Source organism: Pseudomonas sp. ADPe (genome assembly GCF_014843515.1).
Lineage (GTDB): Bacteria > Pseudomonadota > Gammaproteobacteria > Pseudomonadales > Pseudomonadaceae > Pseudomonas > Pseudomonas citronellolis.
In genome coordinates, this window is record NZ_CP062122.1 from 2490042 (window position 1) to 2510039 (window position 19998).

Annotated in this window: 16 protein-coding genes; 4 read left to right on the forward strand and 12 right to left on the reverse strand. The window is 66.8% G+C overall.

What is annotated here, in order from left to right:
• Nucleotides 1–78: 78 nt before the first annotated feature.
• Nucleotides 79–978 (forward strand): LysR substrate-binding domain-containing protein, encoded by a 900-nt coding sequence (locus tag IG194_RS11420; protein ID WP_058487741.1) that lies wholly within the window; start codon nucleotides 79–81, stop codon nucleotides 976–978.
• 306 nt (nucleotides 979–1284) lie between these two features.
• Here IG194_RS11420 and IG194_RS11425 read toward each other — a convergent pair whose 3' ends face one another.
• The 4 genes from IG194_RS11425 to trxA form a co-directional block, all read right to left on the reverse strand.
• On the reverse strand, nucleotides 1285–2253 hold the full coding sequence (locus tag IG194_RS11425) for a CDP-6-deoxy-delta-3,4-glucoseen reductase (RefSeq protein ID WP_058487742.1): 969 nt from the start codon (nucleotides 2251–2253) through the stop codon (nucleotides 1285–1287).
• A gap of 120 nt (nucleotides 2254–2373) precedes the next feature.
• Nucleotides 2374–3840: a 4-hydroxy-3-polyprenylbenzoate decarboxylase gene (gene ubiD / locus IG194_RS11430; protein WP_009615071.1), complete on the reverse strand. Its 1467-nt coding sequence runs from the start codon at nucleotides 3838–3840 to the stop codon at nucleotides 2374–2376.
• A gap of 116 nt (nucleotides 3841–3956) precedes the next feature.
• A complete protein-coding gene (gene rho / locus IG194_RS11435; protein ID WP_009615070.1) occupies nucleotides 3957–5219 on the reverse strand; it encodes a transcription termination factor Rho in 1263 nt (420 codons plus the stop codon).
• Between the two features lie 246 nt (nucleotides 5220–5465).
• Complete coding sequence (gene trxA, locus IG194_RS11440) at nucleotides 5466–5792, reverse strand: thioredoxin TrxA (protein WP_009615069.1); 327 nt, start codon at nucleotides 5790–5792, stop codon at nucleotides 5466–5468.
• Between the two features lie 194 nt (nucleotides 5793–5986).
• Between trxA and ppx the strand changes: the two genes are divergently transcribed.
• Entirely contained in the window at nucleotides 5987–7489 is a 1503-nt protein-coding gene (gene ppx, locus IG194_RS11445) for an exopolyphosphatase (protein WP_058487743.1), read from the forward strand.
• Nucleotides 7490–7854: 365 nt separating this feature from the next.
• On the opposite strand, the gene IG194_RS11450 is transcribed toward ppx, so the two are convergent.
• The 3 genes from IG194_RS11450 to hemB all read right to left on the reverse strand — a co-directional run bounded on the left by IG194_RS11450 (nucleotide 7855) and on the right by hemB (nucleotide 12713).
• Nucleotides 7855–8790, reverse strand: a complete 936-nt coding sequence (locus IG194_RS11450; protein ID WP_009615021.1) for an IS110 family transposase — start codon at nucleotides 8788–8790, stop codon at nucleotides 7855–7857.
• Between the two features lie 676 nt (nucleotides 8791–9466).
• Nucleotides 9467–11677, reverse strand: coding sequence for a polyphosphate kinase 1 (ppk1, locus tag IG194_RS11455; RefSeq protein WP_009615067.1), 2211 nt, complete (start codon nucleotides 11675–11677; stop codon nucleotides 9467–9469).
• A gap of 22 nt (nucleotides 11678–11699) precedes the next feature.
• Nucleotides 11700–12713, reverse strand: coding sequence for a porphobilinogen synthase (gene hemB / locus IG194_RS11460; RefSeq protein WP_043269641.1), 1014 nt, complete (start codon nucleotides 12711–12713; stop codon nucleotides 11700–11702).
• Nucleotides 12714–12957: 244 nt separating this feature from the next.
• Between hemB and IG194_RS11465 the strand changes: the two genes are divergently transcribed.
• On the forward strand, nucleotides 12958–13521 hold the full coding sequence (locus IG194_RS11465; protein WP_099049022.1) for a DedA family protein: 564 nt from the start codon (nucleotides 12958–12960) through the stop codon (nucleotides 13519–13521).
• Here IG194_RS11465 and IG194_RS11470 read toward each other — a convergent pair whose 3' ends face one another.
• Nucleotides 13522–14760 (reverse strand): sterol desaturase family protein, encoded by a 1239-nt coding sequence (locus tag IG194_RS11470; protein WP_058487744.1) that lies wholly within the window; start codon nucleotides 14758–14760, stop codon nucleotides 13522–13524.
• 142 nt (nucleotides 14761–14902) lie between these two features.
• On the opposite strand from IG194_RS11470, the gene elbB reads away from it, so the two are divergent.
• Nucleotides 14903–15556, forward strand: a complete 654-nt coding sequence (gene elbB / locus IG194_RS11475) for an isoprenoid biosynthesis glyoxalase ElbB (protein ID WP_058487745.1) — start codon at nucleotides 14903–14905, stop codon at nucleotides 15554–15556.
• A gap of 253 nt (nucleotides 15557–15809) precedes the next feature.
• Here elbB and IG194_RS11480 read toward each other — a convergent pair whose 3' ends face one another.
• From IG194_RS11480 to IG194_RS11495, 4 genes are all read right to left on the reverse strand, one after another.
• The gene (locus tag IG194_RS11480; RefSeq protein WP_058487746.1) at nucleotides 15810–16262 is read right to left on the reverse strand and encodes a YaiI/YqxD family protein; all 453 of its coding nucleotides are present in this window, start codon (nucleotides 16260–16262) and stop codon (nucleotides 15810–15812) included.
• Nucleotides 16263–16330: 68 nt separating this feature from the next.
• On the reverse strand, nucleotides 16331–18226 hold the full coding sequence (locus tag IG194_RS11485; protein ID WP_058487747.1) for a cytochrome c/FTR1 family iron permease: 1896 nt from the start codon (nucleotides 18224–18226) through the stop codon (nucleotides 16331–16333).
• 77 nt (nucleotides 18227–18303) lie between these two features.
• Nucleotides 18304–18933 carry a LysE family transporter gene (locus IG194_RS11490; RefSeq protein WP_009615056.1) on the reverse strand — a complete coding sequence of 210 codons (630 nt, stop codon included), beginning with the start codon at nucleotides 18931–18933 and terminating at the stop codon, nucleotides 18304–18306.
• 299 nt (nucleotides 18934–19232) lie between these two features.
• Complete coding sequence (locus IG194_RS11495; RefSeq protein WP_058487748.1) at nucleotides 19233–19991, reverse strand: TerC family protein; 759 nt, start codon at nucleotides 19989–19991, stop codon at nucleotides 19233–19235.
• Between the last annotated feature and the right edge of the window lie 7 nt (nucleotides 19992–19998).

The following is a 19998-nucleotide window of genomic DNA, read 5'->3' on the forward strand; positions in this document are numbered from 1 at the left end:
CAGATTGCGGTTGAGCAAAAAGCTCAATTTTCTTACATTCGATATTAAATAATTTAACAACGCACAAGGCCCACCCTCATGTCACTCCCCCGCTTGCCGCCGCTCAACGCCGTGCGCGCCTTCGAAGCGGCCGCGCGCCTGGGCAGCTACGTCGCCGCCTCCAGGGCGCTGCACGTCACCCAGCCGGCCATCGGCCGCCACGTGCGCCTGCTGGAGGACTGGCTGGGCGTGCAGCTGCTGGAACGCACGCCGCGCGGCGTCAGCCTGACGCCGGCCGGGCAGCGCTACTACGCGAAGATATCCACGGCCCTGCAGCAGATCGCCGAGGCCAGCCTCGAACTGGTGCCCGGCGGCTCGGCGCGCTGGCTGAAGATCCTGGTGGTGCCGGCCTTCGCCAAGCGCTGGTTGATGCCGCATCTGGAAACCCTGCGCCAGCAGCGCCCGGGGCTGAAGGTGGCGATCGAACCGAACCCGACCTTCACCGAGGTGGACGGCAACAGCGCCGACCTGGGCATCGCCTACGGCATGCCCGGGCAGTATCCGCAGAGCCAGGCCACGCTGCTGCACCCGCAGGTGTTCCCGGTGTGCTCGCCGGCCTACCTCGCCGCCCATGGCCCGCTGGGCAGCGCCGAGGAGCTGGTGCGCCACGATCTGATCCACGTCCACGACGGCGAATGGTGGAACGCCTGGTTCGCCGCCAACCAACTGGACATCCGCGTCAGCCCCGATGTGCTCTACGTCAGCAACGACCACGCGCTGTCCATGGCCGAGGCCGGCGCCGGCATCGCCCTGGCCAACGACGTGCTGGTGCGCAAGGAGCTGGAATCCGGCGCGCTGGTGCGGCCGCTTCCCAATCAGGTGCGCCTGGAAAGCTACCAGCTGCTGATCCCGCCGGGGCCGAGCAGCGCCGATATCGAGTGGTTCGGCGATTGGCTGGCGCAAACCCTTGCCGCGGAGTTTCCGTCGGCGTTGCCGTAGGTTGGATTAAGCGAAACGATACCGGAGCAACCGTCTTGCCGACTGCGCCGGGGCGCTCTTCGTAGGATGGGTTGAGCCTGCGAAACCCATGCTGCCGTGGCGATGGGTATCGCTTCGCTCAACGCCATCCTACGACGGTATTTCCCTGAGGACCGCGCCGAGGTGTTTTTGTAGGAGCGGAGCTTCTCCGCGATAGCCATAACCACCGGCGCGATTCGCGGATGAGATCCGCTACGGGTTGCCCCAGCACCGTGCCCCCTGTAGGAGCGCGCCCTGCGCGCGAATCGCGGGCAGGGCCCGCTTGCCTTAATCCCGCGGCGCGTAGGCGAAGACGTCGGCGCGCATCTGGTGGGCGTCCATGCCGGCGGCCACCAGGGCGTCGAGGGTGGCGTAGACCATCGCCGGCGAGCCGCTGGCGTAGACGGTCAGGCTGCCCAGCTCGGGGAAGTCCTCGCACACCGCCTCGTGCAGCAGGCCGCAGCGACCCTGCCAGCCGCACAGGTCGCAGACCACCTTGTGCAGGTGCAGGTTGGCCAGGCCCTTCCATTCGTCCCAGTGCGGCAGCGCGTAGAAGTCCTCGGGCCGGCGCACGCCCCAGTACAGGTGCACCGGGTGGGCGAAGCCCTGGGCGCGGCAGTGCTCGATCAGGCTGTGCATCTGCGCCATGCCGGTGCCGGCGGCGATCAGCACCAGCGGGCCTTCGGGCAGTTCGGCCAGGTGGGCGTCGCCGAAGGGCAGCTGCACGCGGGCGATGCGCTCGCGCTGCAGTTGCCCGAGCAGTTCGATGGCGCTGTTCTCCCGCGCCAGGATGTGCAGCTCCAGGTCGCGGCCTTCGTGGGGCGCCGAGGCCAGGGAGAAGGCCGAGTGGTTGCCGTCCTCGCGTTCGATCAGCAGGTATTGCCCGGCGTGGTAGCGCGGCGGCTTGCCGGCCGGGGCGCGCAGGCGCACGCGCCAGACGTCGCCGCCCACCGCTTCGCACAGCGTCAATTGGCAGGCCAGCTTGCGCAGCGGCAGTTCGCCCGGGGCGAGCACGCCGTCCCAGTGCAGCACGCAGTCTTCCAGGGGCTCGGCCAGGCAGGTGAAGAGTTCGCCATGGTCGCGCACCTCGCCGTCCTGGCGCACGCTGCCTTCCACCAGCAGCGCAGCGCAGACGTGGCAGTTGCCGTTGCGGCAGCTCTGCGGGCAGTCGTAGCCCAGGCGCCGCGCGCCGTCGAGAATGCGTTCGCCGGGGCGCAGTTCGAGCTGGGCGCCGGAGGGTTGCAAGGTCACTCTCAAATGATCGATCTCTTTTTTCTATAGCTTGGAGAGCTTGAAGCTGGAAGCCAGAAGCTGGAAGTAAAAACCGCGTCTAGCTTCTAGCTTCTAGCTTCTAGCTTCTAGCTTCCAGCTTCCAGCTCAATCTATCCCCAGACTGGCCCACAGCTCATCGACGCGACGGCTCACCGCCTCGTCCTTGACGATGGCGCGGCCCCATTCGCGGCTGGTCTCGCCGGGCCACTTGTGGGTGGCGTCCAGGCCCATCTTCGAGCCCAGGCCGGAGATCGGCGAGGCGAAGTCGAGGTAGTCGATCGGCGTGTTGTCGATCATCACCGTGTCGCGCTTGGGGTCCATGCGCGTGGTTATCGCCCAGATCACGTCGTTCCAGTCCCGCGCGTTGATGTCATCGTCCGTGACTATGACGAACTTGGTGTACATGAACTGTCGCAGGAACGACCACACACCCAGCATGACGCGCTTGGCGTGGCCGGGGTACTGCTTCTTCATGGTCACCACCGCCATGCGGTACGAGCAGCCTTCGGGCGGCAGGTAGAAGTCGGTGATCTCCGGGAACTGCTTCTGCAGGATCGGCACGAAGACTTCGTTCAGCGCCACCCCGAGGATCGCCGGCTCGTCCGGCGGGCGGCCGGTGTAGGTGCTGTGGTAGATCGGCTTCTGGCGGCGGGTGATGCGCTCGACGGTGAACACCGGGAAGCGGTCCACCTCGTTGTAGTAGCCGGTGTGGTCGCCGTAGGGGCCTTCGTCGGCCATCTCGCCGGGGTGGATCACCCCTTCCAGGACGATCTCGGCGCTGGCCGGCACCTGCAGGTCGCTGCCGATGCACTTCACCAGTTCGGTGCGGTGGCCGCGCAGCAGGCCGGCGAAGGCGTATTCGGAGAGGGTATCGGGCACCGGCGTCACGGCGCCAAGGATGGTCGCCGGGTCCGCGCCCAGGGCCACGGCCACCGGGTAGGGCTGGTCCGGGTGTTTCTGGCACCACTCGCGGTAGTCCAGGGCGCCGCCGCGGTGGCTGAGCCAGCGCATGATGACCTTGTTGCGGCCGATCACCTGCTGGCGGTAGATGCCGAGGTTCTGCCGTTCCTTGTTCGGCCCGCGGGTGACGGTCAGGCCCCAGGTGATCAGCGGCGCAACGTCGCCGGGCCAGCAGGTCTGCACCGGCAGCCTGCCCAGGTCGACCGCCTCGCCCTCTTCGATGACTTCCTGACAGGGCGCGTCCTTGAGCACCTTCGGCGCCATGCTGATGACCTTCCTGAAGATCGGCAGCTTGCTCCAGGCGTCCTTCAGGCCCTTGGGCGGCTCCGGCTCCTTGAGGAAGGCCAGCAGCTTGCCGATCTCGCGCAGTTCGGAGACGTCCTCGGCGCCCATGCCCAGGGCCACGCGCTCGGGGGTGCCGAACAGGTTGCCGAGCACGGGCACGTCGAAGCCGGTGGGTTTCTCGAACAGCAGGGCCGGGCCCTTGGCCCGCAGGGTGCGGTCGCACACCTCGGTCATTTCCAACACCGGGGACACCGGCACCTGGATGCGCTTGAGCTGGCCGCGCTGCTCCAGGGCGGCGATGAACTCGCGCAGGTCGCGATACTGCATGGAAGTCTCGATGGCGTAGGCGAAGATGCGACAGTTTAGCCTTTAACACCACTTCGCAGAAACACGAAGGCCGGGTTTCCCCGGCCTCGTGGCTTGCAGCGATCAACCAGCGGCGCTTACTTGCTGCGCTTCATCGAGTCGAAGAACTCGTCGTTGGTCTTGGTCTGCTTGAGCTTGTCCAGCAGGAACTCGACGGCGGCGATCTCGTCCATCGGGTGCAGGATCTTGCGCAGGATCCACATGCGCTGCAGCTCTTCCTCGCCGGTCAGCAACTCTTCGCGGCGGGTGCCCGAGCGGTTGATGTTGATCGCCGGGAACACGCGCTTCTCGGAGATGCGACGGTCGAGGATGAGTTCCGAGTTGCCGGTACCCTTGAATTCCTCGTAGATCACCTCGTCCATCTTCGAGCCGGTCTCGATCAGCGCGGTGGCGAGGATGGTCAGCGAACCGCCTTCCTCGATGTTGCGCGCGGCGCCGAAGAAGCGCTTGGGCTTCTCCAGGGCGTGGGCGTCGACACCACCGGTGAGCACCTTGCCGGAGCTGGGGATCACGGTGTTGTAGGCACGCGCCAGGCGGGTGATGGAGTCGAGCAGGATGATCACGTCCTTCTTGTGCTCGACCAGGCGCTTGGCCTTCTCGATCACCATCTCGGCGACCTGCACGTGGCGGGTCGGCGGTTCGTCGAAGGTGGAGGCGACCACTTCGCCGCGCACGGTGCGCTGCATCTCGGTCACTTCTTCCGGGCGCTCGTCGATCAGCAGGACGATCAGGTGGCACTCGGGATTGTTGCGGGCAATGTTCGCCGCGATGTTCTGCAGCATGATGGTCTTGCCCGCTTTCGGCGGTGCGACGATCAGGCCGCGCTGGCCCTTGCCGATCGGCGAGCAGAGGTCGATCACCCGGCCGGTGAGGTCCTCGGTGGAGCCGTTGCCGGCTTCCATGGTCAGGCGCTTGGTCGGGAACAGCGGGGTCAGGTTCTCGAACAGGATCTTGTTCTTCGCGTTCTCCGGACGATCGAAGTTGATCGAGTCGACCTTGAGCAGGGCGAAGTAGCGCTCACCTTCCTTCGGCGGGCGAATCTTGCCGACGATGGTGTCCCCGGTGCGCAGGTTGAAGCGGCGGATCTGGCTGGGCGAGACGTAGATGTCGTCCGGGCCGGCCAGATACGAGGAGTCGGCGGAGCGCAGGAAGCCGAAGCCGTCCTGGAGAATCTCCAGCACGCCGTCACCGGAGATTTCCTCGCCGCTCTTCGCGTGCTTCTTCAGCAGCGCGAAGATGATGTCCTGCTTGCGCGAACGGGCCATGTTTTCCAGGCCCATGGCATCGGACATTTCCAGCAATTCGGTAATCGGCTTTTGCTTGAGTTCGGTCAGATTCATAAGAAGGAGGTGTTAGATAGATATGAGGAAAGGGGAAACAAGCATGTGAGCTCGTTAATGCCGTGCCGCAGAGTGACGACAGGATCGCTTGGAAATTCGAATAGGAAGTGCGTCGGCGACGGCTTGCAGGGGACAACGTAAAACAACGTTGCAGGCCCGAATGTAACACCCGCGCCAAGGGGCGTCTAGGGGACGGAATGAAAAAAGCCCCGCGTCGTGCGGGGCTTTTCCGGGGGCTGCCGCGATTCAGATGTTGCTGTCGAGGAAGGCCGCCAGTTGCGACTTGGACAGGGCGCCGACCTTGGTGGCCTCGACGTTGCCGCCCTTGAACAGCATCAGCGTCGGGATACCGCGCACGCCGTACTTCGGCGGGGTTTCCTGGTTCTCGTCGATGTTCAGCTTGCAGACTTTCAGCTTGCCCTGATAGTCCTTGGCGATCTCGTCCAGTACCGGCGCGATCATCTTGCACGGACCGCACCACTCGGCCCAGTAGTCCACCAGCACAGGACCATCGGCCTTCAGCACGTCCTGCTCGAAGCTGGCATCGGTAACGCTGACGATATGTTCGCTCATGAAATCTCTCCGTGGGAATCGGATGCGAAAAAAAGTGGGCCCATCATAGCCCGCCTTGGCCGCCTTCCGAAAGGCGCAGGCGATTGAGTGTCGCTATCGCCGGCCCCGGCGAAACCGATCGACGGCCCGGCGTTCGTTGGCACCGGAGGGCTATCGTGGCAGGATGGCGGGGTTAACAAACGGACCTTCGCACCATGCCCCATACCCCCGCCAAGACCTTCCCGCTGATCGCCGCCCTGGACCTGGGTTCCAACAGCTTCCACATGGTCTTGGCCAAGGCCGATCATGGCGAGATCCGCATCCTCGAGCGGCTCGGCGAGAAGGTCCAGCTGGCCGCCGGCATCGGCGAGGACCGCCTGCTCAACGAAGAAGCCATGCAGCGCGGCCTGGACTGCCTGCGGCGCTTCGCCCAGCTGATCAACGGCATGCCGCCGGGCTCGGTGCGGGTGGTCGGCACCAACGCCCTGCGCGAGGCGCGCAACCGCAACGAATTCACCCGCCGCGCCGAGGAAATCCTCGGTCACCCGGTGGAAGTCATCTCCGGCCGCGAGGAAGCGCGCCTGATCTACCTGGGCGTCTCGCACACCCTGCCGGACACCACCGGGCGCCGCCTGGTGGCCGACATCGGCGGCGGCAGCACCGAGTTCATCATCGGCCAGCGCTTCGAGTCGCAGCTGCGCGAGAGCCTGCAGATGGGCTGCGTCAGCTACACCCAGCGCTACTTCAAGGACGGCAAGATCACCCCGGCCCGCTACGCCCAGGCCTACACCTCGGCGCGCCTGGAGCTGATGGGCATCGAGAACAGCCTGCGCCGCCTGGGCTGGGACGAGGCCCTGGGCGCCTCCGGCACCATCCGCGCGGTGGGCCTGGCGATCCAGGCCGGCGGCCACGGCAACGGCGAGATCAACCCCGACGGCCTGGCCTGGCTCAAGCGCAAGGTGCTGAAGCTGGGCGACGTGGACAAGCTCGACCTGGACGGCATCAAGCCGGACCGCCGGCCGATCTTCCCGGCCGGCCTGGCCATCGTCGAAGCGCTGTTCGACGCGCTGGAACTCAAGCAGATGCAGCACTCCGAAGGCGCCCTGCGCGAAGGCGTGCTCTACGACCTGCTCGGCCGCCATCACCATGAAGACGTGCGCGAGCGCACCATCAGCGCGCTGATCGAGCGCTACCACGTCGACCTCGACCAGGCCGCCCGCGTCGAGGCCAAGGCCCTCCAGGCGCTGGAGCAGGTGGCCGAGCCCTGGAGCCTGCAGGACGACTGGCACCGCGAGCTGCTCGGCTGGGCCGCGCGCACCCACGAGCTGGGCCTGGACATCGCTCACTACCACTACCACAAGCACGGCGCCTACCTGATCGAGCACTCGGACCTGGCCGGCTTCTCCCGCGAGGACCAGCAGGTGCTGGCGCTGCTGGTGCGCGGCCATCGCCGCAACATCCCGGCGGACCGCTTCGCCGAGCTGGGCCCTGAGGGCGACAAGCTGATCCGCCTGTGCATCGTGCTGCGCTTCGCCATCCTCTTCCATCACATCCGCGGCACCCAGGAAATGCCGGACGTCACCCTCAAGGTGGGTTCGAAGAGCCTGGAAGTGCGCTTCCCCAAGGGCTGGCTGGAAGCCAACCCGCTGACCCAGGCCGACTTCGAACAGGAAGCCGGCTGGCTGCAGCGCGTGGGGTACCAGCTGAGCGTGAGCTGAGGGAGCCGACTGCGCGAGGCGCTCTTCGTAGGATGGGTTGAGCCTGCGAAACCCATGCGGTGCTGGTGATGGGTATCGCTTCGCTCAACCCATCCTACGACGGCCACGGCCCCACCCCCGCCATTCCCCTGCGCGCGAATCGCGGGCAGGGCCCGCTCCTACAAGAAGCCGCACCAACCTCGACCGTAGGAGCGGAGCTTCTCCGCGATAGCCGCAACCTCCGGCGCGATTCGCGGATGAGATCCGCTCCTACGCTGCCCCACCCAAGCCATTCCCCTGTAGGAGCGCGCCCTGCGCGCGAATCGCGGGCAGGGCCCGCTCCTACAAAAAGCCGCACCAACCTCGACCGTAGGAGCAACTGTCTTTCACTGCTGCACGGTACCTGTTCTCCAGCAGGTACCGTCCCTGACCATGGCGTTCAACCGCACGATGAGCACACGCATGCAGGCCACCAGGGCAACCTTGGCGCATCGACCGTTCTCGCGCAGGCCTTGGTAGCGGCGGGCGAAGTCTTCCTGATAGCGAATAATCGACAAGGTCGTCATGTACAGGATGCGCCGGATCATTCCTCGTCCTCCCCGGATTCGGCGCTGTCCCGACTTCTGCCCGCTGTCGCTGTTGTACGGGGCCAGGCCCACCAGGGCGGCGATCTGGCGGCGGTTCAGTTGTCCCAGCTCCGGCAGATAGGCCAGCAGCCCAGCCGCGGTGACCGGCCCCACGCCTTTGACTTGGCATAATTGCTGGGCCTGTTCTGCGTCCACGACGTTCATCGCTTTGGCAATTTCCTTGTCATAGCCGCGGATCGTTTCTTTAAGCGCCTTGATGGCGCCTTCCAGGCATTGGCGGACGAAGGAATCCCGGGCTTGATGCAAACGACGACGTTCATCATCGCGCTGGCTGACCAGTTGCTCTCGGCGTTGCACCAATTCCCGTAGCCGCTCGCGCTCTGGCGAAGGCACCGTGCTGGGCGCTTCCTCCAGCGTCTGCGCCAGATGCGCCAGGACGGCTGCATCGATGGGATCGGTCTTGGCCAGCTTGCCCATGGCCGTGGCAAAGGCTCGCACCCGTGTGGGGTTAAGCCGTGAAACCCTATGACCGGCACGAGACAGGCTGAACATCACTCCGCACTCATAACCGCCGGTCGCCTCCAGCACGATACGTTCGGGCTTTTCCTCGGCGAACAGCGCCAGCAACTGCTGGTGGCCCTGCTCGTCATTGGAAACGCTGAAGCTCTTGCCTTGTGGACGCAGCCATACGGCCAGCGAATCCTTGGCGACATCGATACCGACCCAACACGTCATGACCAAACCCTCGTAAACTGCACGGCGAGAGCACTCTGACTGCCCACGCTTGTGGTTCGAGGTTTAGCTCGTTCAACTGTTCGGGCTTGAGTCAGAGGACGGCGGGAGGCAGCTTGGGCTCCTACTCGTGCTCGCAACACCGCGGACCTGCAGCTTGCCTCCCGTCGCTCTCATCTTCGATCCTATCGAAAGTCGCTGACACAAGCGGACCTTGTCCGCGATAGCCGGACATATCGGCGCGATTCGCGGATGAGATCCTACGCTGCCCCACCCACGCCATTCCCCTGTAGGAGCGCGCCCTGCGCGCGAATCGCGGGCAGGGCCCGCTCCTACAAGAAGCCGCACCAACCTCGACCGTAGGAGCGGAGCCTCTCCGCGATAGCCGCAACCCCCGGCGCGGTTCGCGGATGAGATCCGCTCCTACGCTGCCCCACCCACGCCATTCCCCTGTAGGAGCGGGCCCTGCGCGCGAATCGCGGGCAGGGCCCGCTCCTACAAGAAGCCGTGCCAACCTGGACCGTAGCGGAGCTTCTCCGCGATAGCCGCAACCCCCGGCGCGATTCGCGGATGAGATCCGCTCCTACGCTGCCCCACCCACGCCATTCCCCTGTAGGGGCGATGAGCCCATGAAAAAGCCCCGGCGCTTGCGCGGCGGGGCTTTCGGGACCAGGGCGGCTCAGCGTCCGTTGATCACCGGCGTGCACAGGCGCTCCAGCAACATGGCCTGGGCGTTGCGCGGGTTCTGGTTGCCGGTGGGGTTCAGGCGCTGGTAGCTGCCGTCGGCCTGCAGCACCCAGGCCTGGGTGTTGTCGGCCAGGTACAGCTCCAGCTCCTTCTTCACCCGCTGCACCAGCTTCTTGCCTTCCACCGGGAAGCAGGTCTCCACGCGCATGTCGAGGTTGCGCTCCATCCAGTCGGCGCTGGAGAGGTAGAGCTTCTCGTCGCCGCCGTTGAGGAAGTAGTAGATGCGGCTGTGCTCGAGGAAGCGGCCGATGATCGAGCGCACCTGGATATTGTGCGACACCCCCGGCACGCCTGGGCGCAGGCAGCACATGCCGCGCACCACCAGGTCGATCTTCACCCCCGCCTGGCTGGCCTTGTACAGCGCGCGGATGACCTTCGGGTCGGTCAGCGAGTTGACCTTGGCCATGATGTGCGCCGGCTTGCCTTCGGCGGCCTGGGCCGCCTCGCGGTTGATCATCTCCAGCAGGTTCTTCTTCAGCGTGAAGGGCGCGTGCAGCAGCTTCTTCATGCGCAGCGTCTTGCCCATGCCGATCAGCTGGTTGAACAGCTTGTGCAGGTCCTCGCACAGCGCCACGTCGGCGGTGAGCAGGCTGTAGTCGGTGTACAGGCGGGCGTTGCCGGCGTGGTAGTTGCCGGTGCCCAGGTGCGCGTAGCGGCGCAGCTCGCCGTCCTCGCGGCGGAGGATGAGCATCATCTTGGCGTGGGTCTTGAAGCCGACCACGCCGTAGATCACCACCGCGCCGGCCTGCTGCAGGCGGCTGGCCAGCTGCAGGTTGGACTCCTCGTCGAAGCGCGCGCGCAGCTCGATCACCGCGGTGACCTCCTTGCCGTTGCGCGCCGCTTCCACCAGGGCGTCGACGATTTCCGAGTTGGCCCCGGAGCGGTATAGGGTCTGCTTGATGGCCAGAACGTTCGGGTCCTTGGCCGCCTGGCGCAGCAGGTCCACCACCGGGGTGAAGGACTCGAAGGGGTGCATCAGCAGCACGTCCAGCTTGGCCAGCACGCCGAACATGTTCTCCTTCTTCTGCAGCAGCTTCGGAATGGTCGGGGTGAACGGCGGGTACTGCAGCTCCGGATGGCTGGCCAGCCCGGTGACGCTGAACAGGCGGGTCAGGTTGACCGGGCCGCTGACCTTGTACAGCTCGCTCTCGGCCAGGCCGAACTGCTTGAGCAGGTAGTTGGACAGGTGCGCCGGGCAGGTGTCCACCACCTCCAGGCGCACGGCGTCGCCGTAGCGCCGCGAGAACAGCTCGCCGCGCAGCGCGCGGGCCAGGTCCTCGACGTCTTCGGCGTCCACCGAGAGGTCGGCGTTACGCGTCAGGCGGAACTGGTAGCAGCCCTTGACCTTCATGCCGGAGAACAGGTCGTCGGCGTGGGCGTGGATCATCGAGGAGAGGAACACGTAGTTGTCGCCCTCCCCGGCCACGTCCTCGGGCAGGCGGATGATCCGCGGCAGCGAGCGCGGCGCCGGGATGATCGCAAGGCCGGAGTCGCGGCCGAAGGCGTCCATCCCCTCCAGCTCGACCACGAAGTTCAGGCTCTTGTTCACCAGCAGCGGGAACGGGTGGGTCGGGTCGAGGCCGATGGGGGTGATGATCGGGGCGATCTCGTCGCGGAAGAAGCGCCGTACCCAGGCCTTGATCTTCGGCGTCCAGTAGCGCCGGCGGATGAAGCGCACGCCGTGCTTGGCCAGCTCCGGCAGCAGGATGTCGTTGAGGATGGCGTACTGGCGGCCGACCTGCTCGTGCACCTGCTCGCTGATCCGCGCCAGGGCCTGGTGCGGCAGCAGGCCGTCGGCGCCGGCCTGCTCGCGGGCGAAGGTGATCTGCTTCTTCAGGCCGGCGACGCGGATCTCGAAGAACTCGTCGAGGTTGCTGGAGAAGATCAGCAGGAACTTCAGGCGCTCGAGCAGCGGGTAGGACTCGTCCAGCGCCTGCTCCAGCACGCGGATGTTGAACTGCAGCTGCGACAGCTCGCGATGAATGTAGAGGGCGCTGTCGTCGACGTTCACCGCCACCGCCGGGGCGGCGGGCGCCTCCACGGGGGGTTCGGCGACCACGGGGACCTCGACGGTCTCCAGGGTCTCGCTGACAGTCACTTCGGTTTCGATCAGGTCGGTAGCGTTCTGGCCTTCGGTATTCATCGCAAGTCTCGTCGCGGGGGCGTCAGCGCCCCCTTTTCAGTTGTTCTGCCGCACGTTTGGCGAAGTAGGTCAGGATGCCATCGGCGCCGGCGCGCTTGAAGGCCAGCAGCGATTCGAGAATCACCGCCTCGCTGAGCCAGCCATTCTCGATGGCCGCCATGTGCATCGCGTATTCGCCGCTGACCTGGTAGACGAAGGTCGGCGCGCGGAATTCGTCCTTGGCCCGGCGGACGATGTCCAGGTAGGGCATGCCCGGCTTGACCATGATCATGTCGGCGCCTTCGGCGAGGTCGGCGGCGATCTCGTGCAGCGCCTCGTCGCTGTTGCCCGGGTCCATCTGGTAGGTGGCCTTGCTGCCCTTGCCGAGGTTGGCGGCGGAGCCGACCGCGTCGCGGAACGGGCCGTAGTAGGCGCTGGCGTACTTGGCCGAGTAGGCCATGATCCGGGTGTTGATGTGCCCGGTGGATTCCAGCGCCTCGCGGATGGCGCCGATGCGGCCGTCCATCATGTCCGAGGGAGCCACCACCTGGGCGCCGGCCTCGGCGTGGGACAGCGCCTGCTTGACCAGTACGTCCACCGACTCGTCGTTCATCACGTAGCCGTTCTCGTCGAGGATGCCGTCCTGGCCGTGGATGGTGAACGGGTCCAGGGCCACGTCGGTGATGATACCCAGCTCCGGGAAGCGCTCGCGCAGGGCGCGGGTGGCGCGCTGGGCGATGCCCTCGGGGTTGTAGGCCTCGGCGCCGTCGAGGGACTTCTTCTCCAGCGGCGTGACCGGGAACAGCGCCAGCGCCGGGATGCCCAGTTCCACCAGTTGCTCGGCTTCCTCCAGCAGCAGGTCGATGGACAGGCGCTCGACGCCCGGCATCGAGGCGATGGCCTCGCGCTGGTTCTTGCCGTCGAGGACGAACACCGGAAGGATGAGGTCGTCGACGCTCAGCACGTTCTCGCGCACCAGGCGACGGGAGAACTCGTCGCGGCGGTTGCGGCGCAGGCGGGTGAAGGGGAAGGCGCGTTCGGCGGAAATGAAGCTCACGGCGTACTCCAAGGCCCTGACGACAGGCACAGTGTGACAGTTATAGTCGGGGATTATGACCGATTGGTAACAAGGGGTAACAGTGACCCGGGGTCGCGGCAACCGGTCGCAGGGACCCGAAACCGCAACATACGACCAAAGTAGGCGGCCCGGGCCATGCAAAGGCCAGCAAGCCGCCAGCAGGTGCCTTCCCCCCGGACGACAACCGCGTTAGGCTGCGCGTTCATTTTGCTGCGTTGCCTCGATAATGCTCCAACAATTCCTGCAGGATTTCGGCTATGTGGCCCTGTTCCTCGGCACCTTCTTCGAGGGCGAGACCATTCTGGTGCTGGCCGGCTTCCTTGCCTTCCGCGGCTACATGCAGCTCGAATACGTGATCGCCGTGGCCTTCCTCGGCAGCTACGCGGGCGACCAGCTCTGGTACTTCCTCGGCCGCCGCCACGGGCGCAAGCTGCTGGCGCGCAAGCCGCGCTGGCAGAAGCTCGGCGACCGCGCCCTGGAGCACGTGCGGCGGCGCCCGGACCTGTGGGTGCTGAGCTTCCGCTTCGTCTACGGCCTGCGCACCGTGATGCCGGTGGCCATCGGCCTGTCCGGCTACCCGCCGGGCCGCTACCTGCTGCTCAACGGCCTGGGCGCCATCGTCTGGGCCAGCGCGCTCGGCTCGGCGGCGTACTACTTCGGCAGCGTGCTCGAAGGCGTGCTGGGCAACATCAAGAAGTACGAACTCATGGTCCTCGGCGGCCTGCTCGCCATCGGCCTGCTGCTGTGGCTGCACCGGCGCATCAAGAACAGCCGCAACGGCAACTGATCAGGCCGGCTGCGCCTGCCGCCCCTCGTGGCGCAGGCCCCACAGCGCCAGCAGGCTGAGGGCGGCATGGGCGCCCAGCAGCGCCAGCGCCCACCCCGGCAACGCCAGGCCGGCCGCTGCGGCGGTGATTGCCACCCAGGGTAGGTTCAGCAATAGGCGCAGCCCTTCCAGCCGCGGCGCCCAGGCGCGGTTCTCCAGCCAGGCGCCGATGACGAACAGGCCGCAGGCCATCCACGCCCAGCCCAGCAGCAGCGCCGGCAGCGGCCAGCCCTCCCCCAGCCCCAGCAGCAAAGTGCCGCCGACCACATAGCCGGCGAACTGCACGGTCGCGTACCACTGCCGGCCGCGGGACAGCGGCACCTCGAACTTGCGGAAGGTGGCCAGGTCGGGCTTCTGCAGCGGATAGCGCGCCGCCACGTCGGCCGGACGCCAGCCGGTGCGCATGAACCAGATGCGCAGCTTGTCCCACCTGTTGCCCGCCCGCCGCGCATCGTTCCACAGCGCGGCATAGACCTGCAGGTTGGCCCACAGCGGGTTCCAGCTGGCCAGCGGCACGGTCACGCCGAACACCACCGGTTCCTCGTCCAGCTCCTCCTGGAAGGTGCCGAACAGGCGGTCCCAGAGAATGAACACGCCGCCGTAGTTGCGATCCATATAGACATGGTTCTGCGCATGGTGCACCCGGTGGTTCGACGGGCTGACGAAGAACCATTCGAACCAGCCGAGCTTGGGAATGTGCCGGGTGTGCACCCAGAACTGGTAGAGCAGGTTAAGCGCCGCCACGCTGACGAACACCAGCGGCGGCACGCCGGCCACGGCCATCGGCAGGTAGAAGATCCAGCCGAACAGGAAGCCCGTGCTGGTCTGCCGCAGCGCCGTGCTGAGGTTGTACTCCTCGCTCTGGTGGTGCACCGCGTGGGCCGCCCAGAGGATGCTGCGCTCGTGGCCCAGGCGGTGGTTCCAGTAGTAGCAGAAGTCGTAGAAGACGAAGGCGAACACCCAGACCCAGGCGCTTTGCGCGGACAGCTCGAAGAGCGCCAGGTGCTGCCAGGCGAACACGTAGGTGACCAGGCCGACGCCCTTGGTCAGCAGGCCGCTGGTGGTGGACAGCACCCCGGCGCTGAGGCTGTTCAGGGCGTCGCTCAGGCGATAGGTGGAGATGCCGCGCCAGCGGTCGGCCAACAGCTCCAGCGCGATCAGCAGGAAGAAGAACGGCACCGCGAAGAGGATGTAGTTCATGGCTCGACCGAATCGTTATGCTTATGGATACCGATCCTAGTCCTCTGGCGCCCGGCTACAACGGCCGCCGGTGACAACCCGGCCGGCATATGGCGACAGCCACGTCGCCGCCACCGGCCAACCCCGAACCAGGAGTACCTGCATGCACAAGAAAGTTGCCGTCATCCTCTCCGGCTGCGGCGTCTACGACGGCGCCGAGATCCACGAAAGCGTGATCACCCTGCTGCGCCTGTCCCAGCGCGGCGCGCAGGTGCAGTGCTTCGCCCCGGACATCGCCCAGCACCACGTGGTCAACCACCTCACCGGCGAGGAAATGCCGGAAAGCCGCAACGTGCTGGTGGAATCCGCGCGCATCGCCCGCGGCCAGATCAAGGACGTGCGCGAGGCGAAGGTCGAGGACTTCGACGCGCTCATCGTCCCCGGCGGCTTCGGCGCAGCGAAGAACCTGTGCAACTTCGCCTTCGAGGGCGACCGGTGCGAGGTCGAGTCGGACGTGCTGGCCCTGGCCAAGGCCTTCGCCGCCGCGCACAAGCCGGTGGGCCTGATCTGCATCGCCCCGGCCATGGCCGAGCGCATCTACGGCCCGGGCATCGAATGCACCATCGGCTGCGACGCCGACACCGCCGCCGCGCTGACCCGCATGGGCGCCAAGCACGTCGACTGCCCGGTGGACGAGATAGTCGAGGACAGCCGCCACAAGCTGGTGACCACCCCGGCCTACATGCTGGCGCAGAACATCGCCGAGGCGGCCAGCGGGATCAACAAGCTGGTGGATCGGGTGTTGGAGTTGGCGTAAGGCAGGGCTGGAGCTGAAAGCTGAAAGCTGAAAGCTGAAAGCTGAAAGCTGAAAGCTGAAAGCTGAAAGCTGAAAGCTGAAAGCTGAAAGCTGAAAGCTGAAAGCTGAAAGCTGAAAGCTGAAAGCTGAAAGCTGAAAGCTGAAAGCTGAAAGCTGAAAGCTGAAAGCTGAAAGCTGAAAGCTGAAAGCTGAAAGCTGAAAGCTGGAGATCGTGCGGCTTCTAGCTTTCAGCTTCAAGCTTCCAGCGTCTCTTTTAGCTTCTGCTCAACCGCGTCAACAACCGATCCAGCGCATTGGCGAAAGCCTGCCGATCCTTGTCGCCATAAGGCGCCTGGCCGCCGCCCATCTGCCCCTGGTCGCGCAGGTCGGTCATCAGGTTGCGCAGCGCCAGGCGCTCGCCCATGTTCTTCGCGTCGAACTCGCGGCCGCGCGGGTCCAGGGCGTCCACGCCCTTCTTCACCAGGCGGTCGGCCAGCGGCACGTCGCTGCAGATCACCAGGTCGCCCGGCTCGGCCTGCTCCACCAGGTAGTCGTCGGCGGCGTCCATGCCGCTGGGCACCACCACCAGGCTGACGCAGGCGAACGGCGGCTTGGCCACCGGCTGGCCGGCGACCATCACCACTTCCAGCTTGCGCTTCAGGGCGAACTTCGCCACCAGTTCCTTCGCCGCGCGCGGGCAGGCGTCGGCATCGATCCAGATACGCATCGGACTCGTTCCCCGAAAATGACGACGGCCAGTATCGCACTGGCCGTCGGGGTTTGCCGCGTGCCGCCTCAGGGCAGCGCCGCGGCCTTGCGTTTCTCCGCCAGCAGGCTGCGCCCGTAGAGCACGGCCACCGCCAGCAGCGCCAGGGCCTGGGCCGATAGCGAGTAGGCGTCGGCCTTGATGCCCAGCCAGTCGAAGTCGAAGAAGGGCACCGGGCGGGTGCCGATCACCCCGGCTTCCTGCAGGGCCACCACGCCGTGCCCGGCGAACACCACCGAGAGCGCGCAGAGCAGCGCGGCGTTGACGGTGAAGAACAGCTTCAGCGGCAGTTTCGCCGAGCCGCGCAGGATCACCCAGGCCAGGCCGATCAGCAGCACCACCGCGCAACCGGCGCCGGCGATGACCGCGCTGTGCCCGGCCGGGCCGGCCTGCAGCCAGAGGGTTTCGTAGAACAGGATGACCTCGAACAGCTCGCGGTACACCGAGAAGAACGCCAGCACGGCGAAGCCGAAGCGCCCGCCGCCGCCCACCAGGCTGCTGCGGATGTAGTCCTGCCAGGCTGCCGCGTGGCGGCGGTCGTGCATCCACACGCCGAGCCAGAGCACCATCACGCAGGCGAACAGCGAGGTGAAGCCCTCCATCAGCTCGCGCTGGGCGCCGCCGATGTCGATCACGTAGGCCGCCAGCGCCCAGGTGGCGAAGCCGGCGACGAAGGCCAGGCCCCAGCCGACGTGCACGCCGCGGGTGGCGGCTTCCTGCCCGGTGTTGCGCAGGAAGGCGAGGATGGCGGCGAGCACCAGGATGGCTTCCACGCCCTCGCGCAGCAGGATCAGCAGGGCCGAGACGAAGCTGATGGTGCTGCTCAGGGAGTCGCCGCTGAGCGCCTTGGCGGCTTCGCCAAGCTTGCCCTTGGCGCGCTCCAGCTGCTGCGCCACCTGGGCTTCGGGCAGGCCGTCGCGCAGCGTCTGGCGGTAGGCCATGAGTTCTTTCTCGGTGGCCTTGCGCAGGGTGGCGTCGACGTTGTCCAGCGAGCTTTCCACCAGTTCGAAACCTTCCAGATAGGCGGCGACCGAGAGGTCGTAGGCCTGGTCGTGGTCGCCCTGGCGGTAGATGGCGAAGCTCTTGTCGAGGGTCGCGGCGGTGTAGTCGATCAGCTGCGCCGGGCCGCGGTGCTCCAGCGGCGGATGGGCGCGCAGGGCGCGGAAGCTCTGCGCGGCGGCGTCGCCGTCGCGGGCGGCCACTTCGGCCGGGGTCTGGGTGGCCAGGCTCGCCAGCGGGTAGGCGTGGGCGCCGTCGGGCTGGGCCTCGGCGGCGCTCAGGCCGGCCACGTAGGCGGCCAGGTCCCAGCGCTGGCGCTCGTCCAACTGGTCGGCGAAGGCCGGCATGTCGGTGCCGGCGACGCCCAGGCCGATCACCGTGCGCAGGTCGTAGAGGCTCAGTTGGTCCAGGCGCGCGCGGGCCGTGAGGTCGGCCGGCGGCGGCTGCAGGCCGATGCCCGCCGGGCCGTCGCCCTTGCCGGCGTCGCCGTGGCAGATCGAGCACTGCTGGGCGTAGAGCGGTGCGCCGCGGGCCGGGTCGGGGGTGATGGCGGGGGTCTGCACCACCTGGTAGACGTCCGCCAGGCGCGCTTCCAGGTGCCGCGCCTGCTGCGCCACCAGGGCGCCGGGCTGGCGCTGCTCGATGGCGCGGCGCAGGCCGGCCACCTCGCGCTCCAGGTCGGCCCGCTCGGGGCGCGCCGGCAGGGCCAGCAGCAGCGCCTGCAGCTGGCCGGCGAACTCCAGTTGCTCCTTGTATTCGGTGGCGTCGACCACCTGCCCGGCGCTCACCGTCGGCGGGTAGTCCGCGGCCAGGTAGCTCAGCAGGTGCAGGGCCTGGGAGGGGTCGACCGGAACGTCGGCCAGGGCCGTGAGGCTGGCGCCGCAAAGCAGCGGCAGCAGCCAGATGAGAAGCTTTGGAAGGCGCATGGCGGAAGGCGAATGAGAATGGAGGGCGCCAATACTACTCCGCCACCATTCGGGCGCCTAGGCGGCGCCCGTCGGCTTCACACCGGGGCGCGGCGAACGGTGGCCAGCAGCGCGGCGGCGCCGAGGAACAGGCTGGCGAAGGTGCGGTTCATCAGCCGTTGCTGGCGCGGCGAGCGCAGCGCGCGCAGCACCCGCGCGGCCAGCCCGGTGTAGCCGGCCATGACGATCAGGTCGACGCAGATCATGGTGGCGCCCATGATCACGTACTGCATCGCCATCGGCCGGTGCGGGTCGACGAACTGCGGCAGCACGGCGAGCATGAAGATCACCGCCTTGGGGTTGCTGGCGTTGACCAGGAAGCCGCGCAGCACCAGGCTCAGCGGGCGGCCGATGGGGCGCTCGGCGTCGGCCTGCATCACCTGCGGGGCGGCGCTCCACTGGCGCCAGGCGAGGTAGGCCAGGTAGACCACGCCGAACCACTTGATCACGCTGAAGGCCAGCGCCGAGGTGGCCAGCAGCGCGCCGACGCCCGCGGCGACCACGGCGATCTGCAGAGCCAGACCGATCTGCAGGCCCAGGGCGTTCCAGTAGCCGCGCCAGAAGCCGTATTGCAGGCCGCAGGACATCGAGGCGATGGCCCCGGCGCCGGGCGACAGGCTGATCACCCAGCAGGCGATGAGGAAGGCGAACCAGGTACTGGCGAGCATGGTGGACCTCGTGGCGAAAAATCTTGTTACGGGTAGCCAGTGTGCCCGAGTCGCGCGTTGCCGTGTAGGGCGGATAACCGTTCGCGGTTACCCGCCGTTTGACCTTGATCCCAGGCGCGCTTCGGGCTTGGTCACGGAGAGCCTCTTTCCGGGCGCGTCGAACCGTAGGATGGGTCGAGCGAAGCGATACCCATCAGCACAACTCCGGCATTCCCCTTGTAGGAGCGCGCCCTGCGCGCGAATCGCGGGCAGGGCCCGCTCCTACAGGTGTGGAGGAAGCCCGGCGCGGGGAATGCCAATCAGCTCGGCAGGTCCTTGCGCAGCTTCACCGGCTCTTCGCCGCGCTTGCGCGCCAGGGCGCCGCGCAGGCGGATGTTGAGGGCTTCCACCGCCAGCGAGAAGGCCATGGCGAAGTAGACGTAGCCCTTGGGCACGTGGACCTCGAAGGCCTCGGCCACCAGCACGGTGCCGACCACGATGAGGAACGACAGCGCCAGCATCTTCAGCGACGGGTGCTTGTCAATGAAGTCGCTGATGGTGCCGGCGGCGAGCATCATCACGCCGACCGAGATGACGATGGCGGCGATCATCACCGGCACGTTCTGCACCAGGCCCACGGCAGTGATCACCGAGTCCAGGGAGAAGATGATGTCGATGATCGCGATCTGGATGATCACCGCCATGAAGCCGCGGCTCCTGGCGCTGCCCTGCCCGCCTTCCTCGGCGCCTTCCAGGCTGTGGTAGATCTCCATGGTGCTCTTGAACAGCAGGAACAGGCCGCCGAAGAACAGGATCAGGTCGCGCCCGGAAACGCCCTGGCCGAACACCTCGAAGAGGTCGGCGGTCAGGCGCATCACCCAGGTGATCGACAGCAGCAGGAGGATCCGCGTGCCCATCGCCAGCGCCAGGCCGAAGAACCGCGCCTTGGGCTGCTGCGCCGCCGGCAGGCGGCTGACCAGGATGGAGATGAAGATGATGTTGTCGATGCCCAGGACGATCTCCAGGGCGGTCAGGGTCAGAAAGGCGACCCAGATTTCAGGGCTAGCGAGCCATTCCATAGTGCGT